This is a genomic window from Planococcus sp. SE5232 (assembly GCF_050686535.1).
Taxonomy (GTDB): domain Bacteria; phylum Bacillota; class Bacilli; order Bacillales_A; family Planococcaceae; genus Planococcus.
In genome coordinates this window covers 24,757-42,350 of record NZ_JBOGCP010000002.1, presented here as the reverse complement: position 1 = coordinate 42,350, position 17,594 = coordinate 24,757, and the positions used below count along the sequence as shown (strand labels likewise).

Here is a 17,594-nt window from a genome sequence, read left to right as displayed (position 1 = left end):
AGGCATTATGGAAAAATCCCTTTTGGCGTTATGGCAAGCGATCCCATCCGGCAACATCAAGCAAAATGAGCTGGCAGATTCACTTCAATTGAGCAATAAACAAACGGCACGGCTGTTGCGTAAATGGGCTGATGAGGGCTGGTTCACCTTTACCTCGGGCCGTGGCCGTGGAAATACTTCCCATATAGAGTGGCATCGGGATGTAGAAGAAGTATATGAACAACAGCTGCTTCACCTGATTGAAGAGCAGTCCATCGAAGCGGCCGGGAAATACCTATTGTTTGACTGGTCACCGGAAGTCAGGCTGCGTCTGCTCCATCACTTCCGGTCCAACTTCGGTTATGTCCAAAACGCTGTTAGCCAGAAAGATAAACTGATCATCCCGCGGAAATATCCGTTGCTGACGCTCCATCCATTGGAAGCGGCAGATGTCCAAAGTGCAAATATGGTTTCCAATGTCTATAGCCGTTTGGTGTCAGTCCATGCAAACGGAGACGTTTCTCCGGAGCTGGCCCATAGTTGGGACCTTACCCCCACTACTCTTCGGCTGTATCTCAGGAAAGAAGTCAGTTTTCACGATGGCTCTTTTTTGACTTCAGAAGATGTAGTCGAATGCCTAAACCGGCTGCGTACGGATGCTTCTTACGCGGATCTTTGGAAGCCGATTACAGCCATAAAAGCAATCTCCCCACATGTTCTTGAAATCTCATTTCCAAATGGCTGCAGCTACTGCCTCTATATGCTCGGCATGATCAATTCCAGCATCTATAAAGAAGGACCATTGAACCCTATCGGCACCGGCAGCTTTTATGTCACGAAAAATGACATGCTGAAAACCACCTTGATGGCATTCGGTGGATACTTCCGTGAACGGCCGCTGCTCGACATCGTCGAATTCCTCCAGGTACCCGAGGATTTCGACTTTGCCTATCGTTCTTCAGCGAATGAACAGACCAATGAGACGTTTCAAGTAGAAAGCGATTCAGGGTTTGGGGTGGTCATATTAAATGCATTCAGGAATTCACCCATCAATCGGAAAGAAGTACGTGAGTATGTCCACTATGCCATCGCCAAACACCGCCATAAAATCGGCGAGTTTCATCCGCGTGCCTTGCCCAATCACCACAGCTGTTTAATCGGACAAAAACAAGCCTATACACAGCCAAAGCCTGTATGTCCGCGCATTGAACAGCCATTGATCATTAAAGCGGCAAACTATACCAACGGAGCTACCCGCTGGCTGAAAGAAGCTCTGGAAAGCGAAGGCATTCCTGTCGAAATCCAATGGCTGTCTTTCCGGGACAAACTGATGGATACCAAAGACGACCAAACAGCCGACCTTTTTGTTCACGGAGAGGTCTTTGAAATGAACCAAAATTTCTCGTTTTTCTATTTTCTTTCAAACGGCTATTCTCCGCTGGCGGCTATCATGAAATCCCAACCACGATTTACTGATTACATGCAGCTGTATGCTGAAACGCCATTTGAAAATTGGACGGCCTTAAATCTGGAAATTGAACGTGATCTGATCGAGTCCTCCATCATGCTGACTTTGTATTATGAAAAGCGTCAAATTCCTTTTTCTGTTGACTTAATGAATATTTCCATCAGTCATTTCGGCTATGTCGATTTTTCCAAACTATGGGTAAGGCCGATTATTGCACATTAAATCGAAAAGATGGAACGCTGCGCAAATATGCACTGCATTCCATCTTTTTGTTTAGAAGTTCATGTAATTTCGTACGATATTTCAGTAGCATGCAACCGGGTTTACATAGAGTGCAGACTTGTAGAAAAAATGAGGTACAGACTTAGCGTCAGCACATTGAATAAGACAAGATTGAACCTCAAATCTCCTTTTGCGCCGATCATCGCTGCCACAATCCCCAAACCGCTCAACACGCAAGGCAGATGCAGGTGAAGGCTCAGCAAAATTTCAAGTGGTTTATAGAACCAGTGAATCGCTGCCATTGACAAGGGCAGCATGGTCAATAAAAAGAGGACTGCCGAGATGCATGATAAACATTTCCCATTCATAAGAACACCCTCTTTTCTGTTGTGGGTATCAAAGTTTGACGATCCGGACAAAAAGATCAATTAATGACAGCTTTTAATGCGGCTGCAAAACGTTCGGCAAAAAGTTCAGGAAGTTCTTGGGACTCCATGTATAAGCAAAAGACATCCGTTTCCATAACCAACCGTTGTGTGTAATTGGTGGGTAATGAGACACTTTGGCTGATCAACGCTGAGGAAAACACGGGCAGTTCTTCAGGCAATAAAAGCAGTTCGGCTTTATTCAGCATCTTGCCTTGCTGGTGGATATTTTGAAACGTAATTTCGTAATCGATTTTAAAGCACAAAGTGGAATTTCCTGTTTTGATGGCTAACTCCCTCTGCTTATTCACTACGTGAAGATCTCCAAACACCTCGACCGGTGCTTCCAATATATTCTCCAGGATTTCAGTCAAAGTTTTTACCGGTTGTGCACTAATCATGTACTCCATCCTCTCGTCTTCCCGTTAGAATGAACAAGCAAAATATTATTAAAAATAATTTGCTGTTTTGAAAATAGTCAGTCGTATTAACAGTCTTTAAACCCATTTAATTTACTATTAAATTGAAATTCAGTGTTTTTCATAATACTCATAGACTACAATGGATTATGCAAATTGTAAACAATTTAACGTTAATTTAGTATTTTTATTGCAACCTTATTTTTCCAAAAACTATTTTTCTCTATTTCTTCACTGTATTCTTCTATACTTGGATATCTTTAATTCGATAGTTATTTTCTTTTGTATTGCTCGCTGTCTAGAAAGTGTATTCAGCCCAGAAGATAAAGTATTATTCAAATAAACTATTTAATCAGCAGGCAATATTTTGTTTTTATCGAGCTCTTCCCTTTGCTGAAAAGAAAAAAGAACCCGATTAAAGGTCCTTTAAAGTCATCGCATATTTTTCTAGCAATTCTTTCAGTGCTGGTCTTTCATTGCCATCACGTCCAACAACCGCTTCTGCAGTGATCAATGAATTGAGCACTGCTTCTTCCACAGCTTCCCCAACAGCGCGGAAGGCTTCATCCAGATCGTCTTCATGAATGGTTTCGATCGAAAGGGTTTTTTCCGGTTTGGCATGAGGGATTTTATTGGCAGTTGAAAAACCCAGTACGATTTCTCCGCTGCCGTTGGTGATGATGGATCCCGTCCGCGAAAGCCCCGTTACCGCCCGTTTAAGGATCCGGTTCAATTGCCGTTCAGATAACGGAAGATCGGTGGCCACGATGACCATGACAGAGCCCTTGTCTTCTTCTTTATGCGTTTGCTGGATATTTTTCTTTAATGCTTCGCCGATGGGATTGCCGTCGATCGTCAAATCACTCAGCATCCCGAAGTTCGACAGCACCAGTACACCTATCGTATAGGTTCCATGCTCCTGCTCCATAATGCGCGAAGCGGTGCCGATGCCGCCTTTCAGCGAATAGCACAGCATGCCTCTGCCTGCTCCGACTGCGCCTTCTTCAAATTCAACAGCGGTATTGTCAAGTGCCTGCCGAACGTGCTCTTCTTTGACAAAACGGCCCCGGACATCATTCAAAAACATATCGTTGCATTCGCCAATCACTGGATTTACCGTGCCGGTCGTGTTGCCGATATCCGGATTCTTCTCCAGCATATAGTCGATGACGGCATTGGCTGCCGTCCCGACATTCAATGTATTAGTCAAAACAATCGGTGTCTCCAACGTACCCAATTCCGCCAGTTGTATCGTCCCCATCGTTTTTCCGAAGCCATTGATGACATGGCTCGAGGCAATCAATTTTTCATGAAACAGATCTCCCTGATGCGGCAGGATTGCTGTCACACCGGTCTGCATATCGCCTTCACTTAAAGTTACATGCCCTATGGAAACACCTTCTACATCTGTTATGGCGTTCAGCACACCGGGCTTCATCTTGCCGATTTCTACTCCATAATCACGAATTCGCTTTTGGTTTCTCAAATGCCCACCCCTATTAAATAATTGATTTGTTGCGATCCTTATCAATACGTTCAGCTATGTATGGCGTTGATGGAAAAATCAAGAGTCAAGCTGCAGTAATTTCTGCTTTTATTTTTTATGATCCAACTTTCTTTCTGCCCGCCTTTTTTCGAATACATTATAAAAACTATAAATTCCGATCAACCCAAGAGTAAACATGCCAAATCCATGGAATATCGACTTAGCCGTCTGGTTTATGGAATCATTGCCGCTGGTGACACTCGATCCTAAGACGAAAAATATGATAATTGCGAACAGGATTCGATCTTTCATCTAACTCCCCCTCTTTTTATCTTCAATCACCTGATGAGTAAAACTGTCATAAATCTTCTTGTACTCATCAATTCTCATACTTATTTTACCATCCTGAATTTATAATGATAGGTGGATCTGCAGGAACTTTCCCCTAGTCGGCAGCAGACGTAAAAGCACAAAACGAAGGTTAAACATGCAACCGAATACCTGGCCATCTTTCGTTGATTCACATTCATACGAAACAAAAAGAAGCATGCCCACCAAGGACATGCTTCTTTCGAATCTTCTTCTTTTAATGCAGCTCTGTGTCTTCTGACTCGGAGACTTCCTCCAGTACAAGGCTGGCATTGTCGTCTGTTTGGTCTCTTACGGCAATGTCTCCCAATGATACGATCCCTACTAACTGATCATTCTCAACAATTGGAAGTCGGCGAATTTGATGTTCGGACATTAAATCAGCAGCGTCTTCGATAGACATATCTTTTGTTCCAGTGACCATTTCTGAAGTCAGAATCTGTGATACAGGGCTATCCAATGAAATTTGAGAAGCGATTCCACGTGTGACAATGTCGCGGTCTGTAACGATTCCAAGTAATCGTTTGCCGTCGCTGATTGGAATGGACCCTACATCGAGTTCCAGCATCTTAGATGCAATTTCCTGAAGGGACGTTTCCGGTGCACATGTCTCGACGTCTTTCGTCATGATGTCGGTAATCTTCATGAATAGTTCCTCCTCTAAAAATTTTACTGCTTATGCCCAGCCTAATGGCTTTTCTGACGACTGAACTGATTTGTCAATTCATCTTTCGCCAAACCTCCTCCTTTCTTTTTCATCTACTATTCCTTATCCATTTTACAAAAAATAAAACGTGTTTTCAGCAAAAAAAAAGGATTTTACGCAGTTTTTTCTGTTTAAAAAACTTTACCGACCGAACTCGCAAACCGCAAATAGCTAATTTTCAGCTGTGTTAAAATGAATCTAAAAAGAGTTGCTGTGTATAGTAAACACTGGTTCTCTAAGAAAGGGGCCTCGCTTATCGAGTCTTTATCCACCATAGTGGAATTTCTGGTTCTCCTGGCCGTCAATTTATCAGTCGGAGCCGTCGGATTTATTCCAAGTGTCCTTGTCACAGTCGTCAATATCCAATCTTTCGGCCTTTACGGCGGTGCAGTTTTAACTTTTTCCGGTGAAATCATCGGTGCTTTTCTTGGATTTTACCTGTACCGCTTTGGATTTTCCAAAGCAGACCCAAAATGGCTGCGGCACCCCTTTTGGCAAAAGTTCCAGGACCAGCCGACTACCCGCGTCTTCAGCCTGGTGATTCTGCTGCGGCTGCTTCCTTTCATGCCATCCGGATTTGTGACAGCAGGTGCAGCCTTGACGAGCATCAGCGGCAGACTGTTCTTTACCGCCAGCACCATCGGCAAAATACCGGCTGTCCTTTTGGAACTGGCTGCAGTTTACGGATTTACCCAAGCAGTCCCAGTCACCATCCAGTACATCCTGTTCGGCGCAGTATTGGCTGTTTCCCTCACCATCTTTTTCATTAACTCTTCCAAACGGAAAAAAAGCCCTCAATCGACGGATTGAGGGCTTTTGGACTGATTCAGTAGACTTTATCGCCATTGAAGATGGAGTTTTTGACGATGACGTAATCCACATTGCGGATCGCCAGCAACTTGTCTCCTCCAGCGTATGAAATGGAAGATTGAAGATCCTGTTCCATCTCCACCAGCGTATCTTTAAGCGATCCTTTGTATTCCACATACATTTTCTTGCCTTCGACGTTTTTCTTCTCACCTTTTTGAAATTCAGAAGCTGACCCGAAATATTCCTTTAACAGCTTGCCGTCTTGATTGATCGTTTGTCCAGGTGATTCCTCGTGCCCCGCAAAAAGAGAACCGATCATCACCATTGAAGCACCGAAACGTACCGATTTGGCAATATCGCCATGCGTACGGATTCCACCGTCCGCAATGATCGGTTTGCTCGCCGCTTTTCCGCACCAGCGAAGTGCAGCCAACTGCCAGCCGCCTGTACCGAACCCTGTCTTAATCTTGGTGATGCACACTTTTCCGGGACCGATGCCCACTTTCGTCGCATCTGCTCCGGCGTGTTCCAATTCCCGGACAGCTTCTGGTGTACCGACATTTCCAGCGATCAAAAAGCTGTCTGGCACCAATTTCTTGATATGCTGAATCATCTTGATCACAGCGTTCGAATGGCCATGAGCCACATCGATTGTAATGTATTCCGGCGTGATTTTTTCATCAGCCAACTGTTGGATAAATTCATACTCTTCCGATTTTACGCCGACACTTATGGAAGCGTAAAGTCCGCGCTGTTGCATGTCTTTTGTAAATGCCAAGCGTTTTTCAGGCTCAAATCTATGCATAATATAAAAATAATTATTTTCAGCCAGAAATCCGGCGATTTTTTCATCTACAATGGTCTGCATATTTGCAGGTACGACCGGCAACTTAAAGGTCCGTCCACCGAATTCAATCGAGGTATCGCATTCTGATCGGCTTTCCACCACCGCTTTTGCAGGAACCAACTGAATATCTTCGTAATCAAACACATTTTCCATAAATTACACCCCTATACACGAATGATTTTTCAATATACCATCATTATTGTTCGTCCATATGATAATGTACTTTATTTTGGAGGAGATGTCAAAGAACAAAAATATTTGCTTGTCAATAGCAGGATTTCATCTTAGACGATGTATCTATTGGGATTTACCCTGTAATAAATTCAACTTTGGAATATACATTACTAGAAAAACAGATCTGCCAAGGCTAAACAAGATAAAAGCCAGCCATAGTCCATGATTTTGTAAAATTGGGACCCCTCCCCAGAGGGCAAGCAAAAATACCCCTAATGCGAAAAGCATCGAATTTCTGATATGTGCTGTTTCGGTAGCACCTGTAAAGACGCCGTATAATACAATGCCAAAACTTGCGACTAAAGGATACAGCAATAGCCAGTCTCCATAAATTCCGCCCAATTCGATTACTTCAGGAATCGAGGTGAAAAACGAAAATAAGGATTCACTAAAAAGCCAATAACTCACAGTCAGCAACAGTGAGGAGTAAATGGCCCATTGAAATGATAAATTGATCGTTTTTTTAAAAAGTCTGGAATCATTCGAACCAACCGCTCTTCCGGAAAGGATGCTTGAAGCATTGGAAATTCCGTCATAAAAATAAGCCATTAAATAATGAACCTGCAGCAGAACAGCATTAGCGGCCAATGTTTCTGTGCCAAATGCCGCGCTTTTATAAGTGAACAAGTTTATAACAGTAAGCAGGCAGAGCGTACGGATAAATAAATCCTGATTGACAGCCATCATCTTCTTGATGGAAGATCCATCGGTGACCAGTGTTATTGAAGGCACCTGGAACTGATAAGAAGTTCCTTTCCAAACGATCCAAAGTCCGAACAGACAGGCCGTTACTTCAGCGATCAACGTGGCAGAGGCGACTCCGGATACTCCCCAGCCGAAACCAAAAACAAAAATCACATCCAGCAGAATGTTCAGCAAGTTCATAAAAACCTGTATCATCACTGATATTTTAATGCGCGCCATGCCGATTAACCAACCCATGATGACGTAATTGACCAAAGTAAACGGTACTCCCCAGATTCGGATGCCGAAATAGTCGGATGCCAGCGCAGAGACGTCATCAGCAGGATCAAGCAAAGTTAACGCAAGAAATTCAATCGGTTTCTGCAGCAGAAAGAAACTGAGTCCTACAACAAGCGCAATAATTAACGGCCGAATAAGGGCAAGTGTCCCTAATAAGGAATCGTTAGCTCCATTCGCCTGTGCAGCAAAACCGGATGTTCCAATTCGCAAGAAGCCGAAAAGCCAATATAGTGTGTTGAAGATCACTGCCCCGATGGCTACACCGCCTATAAAAGCGGGGTCCGGCAATTGACCAACGACCGCCGTGTCGACAGCTCCCAGCAAAGGGGTGGTGATAGTTGATAGTGTCAATGGAATCGCCAGAGCAAGGTATGTACGATGATTCATTTTGAAGCTCCTAACTATTAATTTGAAAAATTACTGCCATATGCCATATTAGCAAATATATTCAGGCAGTACAGAATTTATTCTTCAAAACATGGAAACCAGTTCTTTCGTATAAGGATGCCGGTTTTGCGAAAAAATCTCATCACTTCTGAAACCATCAATGATACGCCCTTCTTCCATCACCAGCATTTTCTGGCTTAAAGAAGCAACGGCCGCTAAATCATGGGATATAAAAACGTAGGAAAGTGAAAATTGCCGGCGAAGTTTCTCCAGTAATTTCAATAGCGAAGCCTGGGACAGCACATCAAGGCTGGAAGTCGGTTCGTCAAGTATGAGGACTTCGGGTTCTATGCTGATGGCCCGGCTAATAGTCACGCGTTGCAGTTGCCCACCGCTCAGTTCGTGCGGATAACAGTCTGCAAGGTGGGCAGGAAGTTCAACCGCCTCCAGCAATTGGCTAATATAGTCTTCTTTGCTTGTAAAATTGAAATGCTGCAACTCTTTCTGTCCGCCATATTGCTGGTAGGGGTCCATCAGCGAATCTTTTATTTTCAATTTCGGGTTCAGTGAAGCGGAGGGATTCTGGAAAACTGCCTGAATGTGCTTCCTGAAAGGATTGAGACTTTTATCGGTTTGATTATGGAGCATATAGCCGTTCATGGAAATTTCTCCCGCATCTATTTTTTCAAGTTGCAGAAGACAGCGTGCCAATGTGCTTTTGCCGCAGCCGCTTTCTCCGATGATTCCCAGGCATTGGCCTTTTTCCAGTGTAAAGGAGATATCTTTCAATACCTGTTTGCCGTTCGGAAATGATTTATCGACATGGCTAATCTTCATCAACATTCTCATCCGACCTCCTGTCATGCAGATTTTCCGGCTTTTTTAACACCGGAATTGCTTCAACCAATGCTTGTGTATATGGGTGTTTCGGAAACTCGAGAATGGCGGACGAATCTCCTTGCTCAATAATATGGCCTTCTTTCATCACGAGTATATGGTCAGCGTATTTGCTTGCGTGCCGCAGATCGTGTGTGATAAACAAAATGGCGCATCCCGTCTCTTCCTGCAGCTTTGCCATCAGTTGAAGAATCCGGAATGATGAAATGCTGTCCAGAGCTGTCGTCGGTTCATCCGCAATCACCAGATCAGGTTTAAGCAGCAATGCTAACGCAATTGCGGTGCGCTGCAGCTGTCCACCGCTTAGTTGGAAAGGGTAGCGGCTTACTAAGTCTTTTGTAAGTCCTACAGAGCCCAATGCCTCCTGTGTGTTCTTGTTGCGCTGAGCTTTTGTCATCCGGAGATGCGTTCGCTGGTATTCATCAAAATGCTTTCCAATGGTCAAGAATGGCGTAAAGGAACTCTGATAATCCTGAAAAATATAGGAAATCCTATTTCCACGGATGCTTCTCATTTTTTTGGAAGTCATGGCCAATACATTGGCTCCGTTAAACTCAATCGTACCTTTGGCTTGCAGATTGGGCTTCAGTAATTGTCCAATGGCAGATGCAGTCATGCTTTTGCCGCTTCCGCTCTGGCCAACGATAGCGAGCCAATCCCCTGGGTCTACTTCAAATGAGATTTCTTTGACGATTTGTTGATCTTTTGTTTCGACTGTCAGTTTATGGACTTTCAATAAACTCATGATCGCACTTCCTTCTTCACATCAAACTTGTCCCGCAGATAATCACCCAGAACATTTGAAATCAGCACAACCGTAATAATGGCCAGACCTGGATAAACCATCAACGAAGGCATGGACTGAAAATAAGGGCGCGCATCATTCAGCATGGCTCCCCATTCAGGAGCCGGCGGTTGAGCGCCAAGCCCAATATAGGATAGGGACGAAATCAATAAAATGATTTTCCCCATATCCAGGCTGGCAAGAACCAGCACATTGCCGATAATATGGGGGAAAAGATGTTTCCGAATAATTTTCCCGTCATGCAAGCCGTTGATTTTCGCCATCGCTATATACTCTTTTTGACGCTCACTTACCACCGTGCTTCTGACAAGGCGTGCATAATTGACCCATTTCACAAAAACGATAGCGAGCAGTAAATTTTCAATCCCCGGTCCGAGCAGACCACTTAAGACAATCGCCACAATGGTATCCGGAAAAGCCAGAAATGTATCGGCAATTCGCATAAGTACGCGTTCGAGCAGGCCCCCTTTGTATCCGGCAATCAAACCAATCGGCAGGCCGATGGCTACCGCTATCAGCAATGCCAAAAATGCATACCCTACTGTCAGTTGTGCTCCAAGTAAAATGCGCGTCAGCACATCCCTTCCCAAATGATCCGTTCCAAATGGATGCGAAAAGCTCATCGGCAAAAGTCTAGAGCCTAAATCAACAAAATCCGGATCATGTTTTAAGAATAGAAAAGTATAGGTGGTGAGCAAAGCCAATAGACTCAGCAATAACAGCAAAAGACCTGTCTTCCAATTTAATTTACTGTAGTTGATCGGGAAAGCGCCCATCAATTCCCCTTCCTTTCCTTTAGCCTGATTTCCGGATTTAAATAGCGGTATGAGAGATCAACCAGGCTGTTGACCACAAATACAATAATGGCCATGATGAACAGATAGCCTTGGATAACGGGATAGTCACGGCTTCTAATGGCTTCTACGACCATCTTACCAATTCCTGGATAAGCAAAAATCACCTCGATGACCACCACTCCACCGATCAAACTTCCCAAACTGACACCAAATACGGTAATCACCGGCGGTAAAGCAGCCCGCAGTGCATGAGTGAAAAAAATCCGAATTTCGGAAATTCCTCTCGAGCGGGCTGCTTTTATATACTCATTGCTTAAAGAATCGATTAAGCTGGAGCGGAGCAGCCTGACATAAACACTTGTAATGGCAAGCCCCAATGTTGCGGACGGCAAGAGGATGGAAACAAAGCCGTCCCTGCCCATCGTCGGCAGCACATTCAACCGGACGCCAAACAGATCAATTAATAAAAGTCCAAGCCAAAAGCTTGGGACAGCGGCGCCGAACAGTGAGAACCAGCGGCTGACGTGGTCAATCCAGCTTCCCCGGTAAAGGGCTGCGAGCGATCCTAAAGGCAGAGCGATGAGAACCATGACAATCAGTGCTCCTGCGGTCAATTCCAATGTCGCCGGAAGCCCGCTTACCAGCATTTCCAAAACCGGTTGGTTGGTCAAATAGGATTCCCCAAAATCCAATTTCACAAAATTCACAAACCACTCGCCATACTGGACTAAAAGCGGCTCATTGAATCCCATGTCTTCACGAAGCTCTTCCACTTGTGCCGCGGTCACCGATACATCATCTACCCGCAAAATCGACAACACCGGATCCCCGGGTGCCAGCCTTGCAAACAGGAAGCTAACAAAAGTAATTAATAAGAGAAAAACTGCCACTTCGATAAATCTTGTCAATAAAATCCGTGCCATTTATTTCACATCCAGGGTATTGGTCAACATATAATACTCGCTGCGGGTCGTAACCCAATTTTCTACTTTATCGGCGTTGTAAGCGACTAATGTATTAGGATGCAGGATAAACGAATTGTATACATGGTCATCCACATACAACGCGATTTTTTCAGCAATGACTGAACGCGCTTCTTCTCCTACTGTCAAATTCAGTTCATCGATCAAAGCAGTCAACTGATCATCAGCAGCTCCGCTAAAGTTCAAAGCTCCCTGCGGATGGTAAGTTGCATTTAAGTAATAGCCTGCGTCTCCGCGTGGAGCTGTTAAATTACTGTAGGTAGTCAAGTCCCAATCACGGTTGGCTGCCATATATTCTTCCGGCACTTCAATTTGTTGGATATCTACAATTATGCCCAATTGTTTGGCATCTGACTGAAACACCTGGGCGATCAATGGCAAATCTGCACGAGCACTGTAAGTCAGCATTGTCCATACTAAAGGTTCTCCATCTTTTTGCATTACGCCGTCTTTTTCTTCATAACCTGCCTGTGCCAAAAGCTTTTTGGCTGCTTCAGGTCCGGTCTGTTTTTCAGGATAATCCGGGGCAAATGAGAAAGTCGAAGGAAATGGACCTTCTGCCACTTCTGCATGTCCTTTTAAAATTGTGTCTGCAATCAAATCACGGTTGATCAGTGCATCTACAGCTTTTCTCACGTTGATGTCTTTCATTGATTCCCTCTGTAGGTTCATCGTCATCTGGTGTACCCGGAAAGTGGAGGTCGATTCGACTTTTACACCCGGAACCGACTCCAGATTTTCCAAACTTTCAACTTCTGGGCGGAATGAAATGTCCGCATCTCCTGATTCGAGTGCAAGCGATCTAGCGTTGGCATCTTCATTGAATGAAAAGCGTGCCGCCTCTAATTTTGCAGCTCCATCCCAATAATCATCGTACCGGACGAGATCGACTGCCGTTCCAGGGGTAAATGATTCGACGGCAAACGGACCAGTACCGATCGGCCGGTTAATATAATCGGTTTCAGTAATATCTATAATCGAAGTGTTAGGATGAACCAGTTCGGAAGGAAATTCAGGAAATGGCATGGTTGTTTTCACCCTTAACAGCTGTCCATCAGCTTCCATCGACTCGATCCGCAAAGCATTCTCAATAGCCACATTATCCTTCATCGCCCGTTCCAGTGAAGCTTTTACGGCTTCCGCATCCAGTGGATTTCCATTTTGGAACGTGACCCCTTCGCGCAATTGAATTGTCCAGTCTTGTCCATTGTCACTGTGCCAGCTTTCTGCAAGCCACGGTTCAAGTGTCAGCGAATCGTCATTCAAATGCACCAAAGTCTCTGTAATTCCTGCGCGCAATGGTACATAGCTGCTGTCAACATTGGGATCCAGCGACCGTGCTGCGAAGTTGAACAGCAAATTAAGTTCTTTGCGGTCCTCTTCCTGCTGATTTGCTGCACCTGATGTGCATGCGGTTAAGAATAGCGTTACTACTATAAACAGTAATCCAAATACCTTCTTCATCAATGAACACGCCCCTTTTTCAAGTGTAATTATTACGGTTTGTAAATTAAAAATATTCCCTTTCTCTCCTTGTACAGCTTGGAGAAAAAGGGAACTTTCTTCTTAAGCTCTTCTATAAATAAACTTTATGTATTTTACAAACTGTAACTGTTACGTTTTACATCATATCCTTTTGAAGTTTCCAATGCAATCTTTTTTATAATTTGATTGTAAAATACGGCATCTGTCCGTTTTAGAATTTTCTGCTGAAATCAAACAGGCCAGCCACTTCGGGAAGCGGCTGGCCTGTTTTGGATACTCTCTATTTTTCTGTGTAGCACAACCTTCACTTTAATGGAACATTAGTCGAACAACAAATATTCATCGTCCTTAAGTCTGGATACTGCTACTCGTTTTATGGATTCGAATTGTTTTATCCGTTCTTCTATCGTTCTCCCCACTTCATCAGGAAAAAGGTCTTCTCGATCATAATGGGGGAAAAGGAGGATGTCAGTAAGGTTCAAGGCATTAAAGTCCGTCAGTTTTGGTGTATTCAATTCCGGCGCAAAAAAAGCAGCCAGCTCGATAGTGCCCCCAAGGACCATCGCACCGGCACTCGCGCCGATAAAGACCGTATCTTGTTGAGCAAGTTTTCTGAGGACCTTTATGCCGCCGCTTATCTTCATCCGATAAAGAAGTTGAATAGGATTTCCCCCGTTCAAAAAGATGACATCATACGTTTCAAGTGCTGTTGGATTTTCATATTCGAAGTCAAAAAAAGCGACATGGCAAATGTCCATTTCAAACAAATCTTTTTGTGCTTTAATTGCAGACTTGCTCGACTCTTTCTGTGGAGAAGCTGTGGTGATGATAACCGCTCTGATTTCTGATGGGGGCTTCGGCAATACTGATAAGAATTTCCATTTGATCCCTTCGGTAAAAAAACCGTTGGATGTCAGCAGCATCTTGCACATCGTATTCCTTCTTTCCAGTTGGTGAGCCATGTTCAATTAAGGCATGGTTCTCCTGATTTGAATGAGTTGATATAAAAGCACCGGCATACTCGCTACTCCGCAACAGTTAAAATTCACCTGGATACTCCTTGTCCAACTTCTCATTTAAACGATCAAGCACATAGGGATTATAAAGCCATTCTTCATCCAAAAGCTGACGATAGCCTTCTGTTGCTTTACTGGAATTTATTTTTTCATAAATGGCTATCAGGTCTTCTTCATAGAAATAGAATTCAGTATCCTCCTGTAATTTTTCTGCCTGTAAAGCTGACTCCAACGATAGCTGCGGATCGATCAACAAGTAAATTTCCGCCAGTAAAAACAAGTCATCAATGAGGAAATCTGCGTGGTCTGCCGCAATCTTCCGATTCATCAAATCTGCAGCTTCCATGAAATTCCCCCGAGCCAATTGGATATCCACAAGCATCCAATCCGCTGCATCGTTGTCATAAATGTCTCCAGCTTCTTTGATGGCCGTTGCTGTTTTTTCAGCCCCCTCATAATCTTTCTGTTCGAATTGTATATGGGAAAGTTCGTACCATTCATCCAATTGCTCTTGTTCCGCAATCATCTTTTCAAGGAAGATGTCCTGATATTCTTCAATTTCCATACCGATCATCGTTTCCAGCTTATTATAGAATGTACTGGTGGATCTGGATTTCAATAAATCCACAATGAAACCCTCTCCATAAGCATCCACCAGTGATTCCACCGCCAAAAAACCCTGAGCGTATGGATCATAACTAGCTGAAGCAGAACTGTCATACTCTTCTTGGCTGTCGAGATCATGGAAATCGATGAGTTCAATAGTTTTCAGGTCATACCAACCACTGGAATCATCCGCAAAATAATCGGCGATGCCTTCTTCAAACCAGGAAGGAATCCGTGTAATCGGCAAACTATACTGATTGGAGAAAAGATGGCTCTGGTAATGGGAGTATTCATGCACCAAGATCAGTTCCCAGTTTTCATCAGTAGGAACCAGGTGGATGCTTTTGTTGCCTAAGTTATAATACCCGGCGACTTCCCCCGAACCATAGCTGGATTCAAGAGAGCCGTAATCATCATGGAACTCGACTGTCAATCCACCTTCATCGCTGGTGCCCAGAATCGAATTGAAGTTTTGCCGTTCCCGTTGGAGAACCTCATCCATTTTAGCGATTTCAGCTTCGGTTTTTTCAGAATAAAAATAGATGACCCCATTTTTTTCGGTCTTCATCAACTCTTTATGTGAGGAAACTTGAAAAACTGTCGAGGCGAACAGCCTGACTTTGTCATCTGATGCTTGCTTGTCGTCTCCGGTTGTAAAGACGACAAAAGAATTGATGACGGCCACTACCAGCACCACAAGGAATAGGATGGATGAAAAAATCAGCATTCCGACTGCTTCGCTGATACTCTTGAGCTTCAAGAATCTCAACTTTCCTTTTATGGCCCCTATCATACCGGCTAAGAAAAGGATTGTGGAGACTAGAAGGAACGTGCCCGCAACCATCAATCCCCCAATCAGCCCTTGATTTAGAATAAGGAAATAGGCAAGATACGAACTGAAAATTAACATAAGGAATTGCTTAACTGTGCTTTTCATCGATACCCCCACTTTACATTTATAGAAAATCTGCAGACTTATAAAAGTCCACCCTTGCCTAACATTTTATGGCTTGAAAAGGTAATAAGTCCTTAATCTTTTCTAAATAGTAGCAGGTATCCAAAACAATATATAGTCTTATTGAGGTCCTCAAGACATTTTTTTATCAGTTAAGAACATCACGAGTATGGGATGCTTTACAGAACGCAAAAAAAGAACAGCCCTGAAGCCGGGTTTCACGACTTCAGGGCTGTTCTCTGTTTACATTTCACTTTCTTGCTTTATTGTTTGCGGAAACGCAAAGCAAGGGTTGTTGTCAATCCTGCAAGCATTAGCCCAGCTAAGATCCAAAGGTATGGAATCGTACCTGTATCCGCTGTGCCGCCCATACCGGTTGCCGGCATTTCTGAAGGCATTTCAGTTGCGCCAAACTCTTCCGGGAACTGGTCGACGATGGCTGCTGATAATCCAGCTGCTGGCATTGTCATATGTGCATAGGCTTCACGAATCGAGCTGTAAGCTGTTTCGTAATCGCCTGCTACATATGAGTCAAAAGCCATCAATAATTGGTCGACGTGAGCCGTCAATCCTTCTTCCAATGCATCAGCCGGTACACGGCCTTCTGTTGCTGCATCAAGCAAAGCGGCCTGTTCGACAATATAGCCATCAAGATCAGCTTTTGCCTGCTCTTGTGCTGCTGCATCGCCTTCACCTGTCGCTACAACGTAATCCACAAAGTAGCCGATATGGGATTTCCAGATTTCTTCAAATTGCGCCCCTGCTTCTTCTCCGTAGACAGATTCCACTGCTGCAGACAAGTCATCTGCATTGGCGATCAATGCAGCAGAAGCCTGTTCAAAGCTTTCAGCCCCATCGGCACCATCTTGCATTGCCATTGCGGCAAGTCCGGCATGCTCAGTAAATGTCATGTTCAATTGAGCGCGTAAATCTGCTGCTGGTGTATCCGGATTCGTGTTATCGAACTTCTCTGGGAATTGTGTCGTGATGGCAATCGATAGGCTTTCCGCGAACATGCTCATATGGTGAATGGATTCACGTTCAAGCGAGTAAGCAGTTTCGTAGTCGCCCGCTACATACGCATCAAAAGCGGAAATCAGCTGATCGACGTGCATATCCAATCCTTCCTGAACCGCTGCTGCCGGCAGAAGCCCGCCCGTTGCAGTGTCGAAGAATGTTGATTGTTCCACTTTGTATTCTTCCAAAGCGGCCAACGCCTGCTCTTTGCCTTCCTGGTTATCTTCAGCTGTTGCTGTTACATAATCAACAAAGTAGCCGATATGGGATTTCCAGATCTCGTCGAACTGTGCTGCGCCTTCTTCCCCGTAGACAGAACCGACAGCCGCTGAAAGATCGTCAGCGTTTGCCAATAATGCACCCGAAGCCTGTTCGAAATCTTCGGCGCCATCAACGCCTTTTCTCATCGCTTCGACTGCCAGGAATGCATGTTCGGTCAATGTGGTATCCAGTGCGATGCGCAATTCCGCTGCCGGCGTTGCTGTGCTTGACTCCATGGCCGTTTCGCTAGCTGGAGTCGCATGGCCGTGGCTGTCCGCCAATGCCGCCGTGGGTACTAATAAGGCTAATGATAGTGGAAGTGCTAATAGACATTTGTTTAATTTCATCTTAATCTCTCCTCTTTTTTTATAGTTTCATAGACATAACGGAGAGCGTTTACATTTAGATCACATTTACTTAAAAAAAATCAAATAAA

At 44.2% G+C, this 17,594-nt stretch carries 17 protein-coding genes; 2 read left to right on the top strand and 15 right to left on the bottom strand.

Going from position 1 to position 17,594, the window contains the following annotated elements:
- The first annotated feature begins 7 nt into the window (after positions 1-7).
- A complete protein-coding gene (locus tag ACRC6Q_RS09010; RefSeq protein WP_431466348.1) occupies positions 8-1,669 on the top strand; it encodes an ABC transporter substrate-binding protein in 1,662 nt (553 codons plus the stop codon).
- 101 nt (positions 1,670-1,770) lie between these two features.
- On the opposite strand, the gene ACRC6Q_RS09005 is transcribed toward ACRC6Q_RS09010, so the two are convergent.
- From ACRC6Q_RS09005 to ACRC6Q_RS08985, 5 genes are all read right to left on the bottom strand, one after another.
- Positions 1,771-2,037 carry a hypothetical protein gene (locus ACRC6Q_RS09005; protein WP_223638655.1) on the bottom strand — a complete coding sequence of 89 codons (267 nt, stop codon included), beginning with the start codon at positions 2,035-2,037 and terminating at the stop codon, positions 1,771-1,773.
- Positions 2,038-2,093: 56 nt separating this feature from the next.
- Positions 2,094-2,495 carry a hypothetical protein gene (locus tag ACRC6Q_RS09000; RefSeq protein ID WP_298828669.1) on the bottom strand — a complete coding sequence of 134 codons (402 nt, stop codon included), beginning with the start codon at positions 2,493-2,495 and terminating at the stop codon, positions 2,094-2,096.
- Positions 2,496-2,928: 433 nt separating this feature from the next.
- Positions 2,929-3,999, bottom strand: coding sequence for a P1 family peptidase (locus ACRC6Q_RS08995; protein ID WP_223638649.1), 1,071 nt, complete (start codon positions 3,997-3,999; stop codon positions 2,929-2,931).
- A 108-nt stretch (positions 4,000-4,107) separates the two neighbouring features.
- Positions 4,108-4,311, bottom strand: coding sequence for a hypothetical protein (locus ACRC6Q_RS08990; RefSeq protein WP_223638646.1), 204 nt, complete (start codon positions 4,309-4,311; stop codon positions 4,108-4,110).
- Between the two features lie 274 nt (positions 4,312-4,585).
- On the bottom strand, positions 4,586-5,014 hold the full coding sequence (locus ACRC6Q_RS08985; protein ID WP_223638643.1) for a CBS domain-containing protein: 429 nt from the start codon (positions 5,012-5,014) through the stop codon (positions 4,586-4,588).
- A gap of 273 nt (positions 5,015-5,287) precedes the next feature.
- Here ACRC6Q_RS08985 and ACRC6Q_RS08980 point away from each other — a divergent pair, with 273 nt between their 5' ends.
- The gene (locus ACRC6Q_RS08980; RefSeq protein ID WP_223638640.1) at positions 5,288-5,884 is read left to right on the top strand and encodes a TVP38/TMEM64 family protein; all 597 of its coding nucleotides are present in this window, start codon (positions 5,288-5,290) and stop codon (positions 5,882-5,884) included.
- A 16-nt stretch (positions 5,885-5,900) separates the two neighbouring features.
- Here the strand turns inward: ACRC6Q_RS08980 and guaC are convergent, their stop codons facing one another.
- The 10 genes from guaC to ACRC6Q_RS08930 form a co-directional block, all read right to left on the bottom strand.
- On the bottom strand, positions 5,901-6,884 hold the full coding sequence (gene guaC, locus ACRC6Q_RS08975; RefSeq protein ID WP_223638638.1) for a GMP reductase: 984 nt from the start codon (positions 6,882-6,884) through the stop codon (positions 5,901-5,903).
- Between the two features lie 144 nt (positions 6,885-7,028).
- Positions 7,029-8,336, bottom strand: coding sequence for an MATE family efflux transporter (locus tag ACRC6Q_RS08970; RefSeq protein WP_431466347.1), 1,308 nt, complete (start codon positions 8,334-8,336; stop codon positions 7,029-7,031).
- A gap of 84 nt (positions 8,337-8,420) precedes the next feature.
- Entirely contained in the window at positions 8,421-9,179 is a 759-nt protein-coding gene (locus tag ACRC6Q_RS08965; RefSeq protein WP_431466346.1) for an ABC transporter ATP-binding protein, read from the bottom strand.
- Entirely contained in the window at positions 9,163-9,978 is an 816-nt protein-coding gene (locus ACRC6Q_RS08960) for an ABC transporter ATP-binding protein (RefSeq protein WP_431466345.1), read from the bottom strand. Before ACRC6Q_RS08960 ends, ACRC6Q_RS08965 begins: the two co-directional genes overlap by 17 nt.
- A complete protein-coding gene (gene nikC / locus ACRC6Q_RS08955) occupies positions 9,975-10,814 on the bottom strand; it encodes a nickel transporter permease (protein WP_223638626.1) in 840 nt (279 codons plus the stop codon). Before nikC ends, ACRC6Q_RS08960 begins: the two co-directional genes overlap by 4 nt.
- Positions 10,814-11,758: a nickel ABC transporter permease gene (gene nikB, locus ACRC6Q_RS08950; protein ID WP_223638610.1), complete on the bottom strand. Its 945-nt coding sequence runs from the start codon at positions 11,756-11,758 to the stop codon at positions 10,814-10,816. The genes nikC and nikB overlap by 1 nt, the downstream gene beginning before the upstream one ends.
- A complete protein-coding gene (gene nikA / locus ACRC6Q_RS08945; RefSeq protein WP_223638607.1) occupies positions 11,759-13,282 on the bottom strand; it encodes a nickel ABC transporter substrate-binding protein in 1,524 nt (507 codons plus the stop codon). It lies immediately after the preceding gene.
- A gap of 341 nt (positions 13,283-13,623) precedes the next feature.
- Positions 13,624-14,235 (bottom strand): Type 1 glutamine amidotransferase-like domain-containing protein, encoded by a 612-nt coding sequence (locus ACRC6Q_RS08940; protein ID WP_223638601.1) that lies wholly within the window; start codon positions 14,233-14,235, stop codon positions 13,624-13,626.
- Positions 14,236-14,341: 106 nt separating this feature from the next.
- The gene (locus tag ACRC6Q_RS08935) at positions 14,342-15,685 is read right to left on the bottom strand and encodes a hypothetical protein (protein ID WP_431466344.1); all 1,344 of its coding nucleotides are present in this window, start codon (positions 15,683-15,685) and stop codon (positions 14,342-14,344) included.
- Between the two features lie 458 nt (positions 15,686-16,143).
- Complete coding sequence (locus ACRC6Q_RS08930) at positions 16,144-17,505, bottom strand: copper amine oxidase (protein WP_223638595.1); 1,362 nt, start codon at positions 17,503-17,505, stop codon at positions 16,144-16,146.
- Positions 17,506-17,594 lie beyond the last annotated feature (89 nt).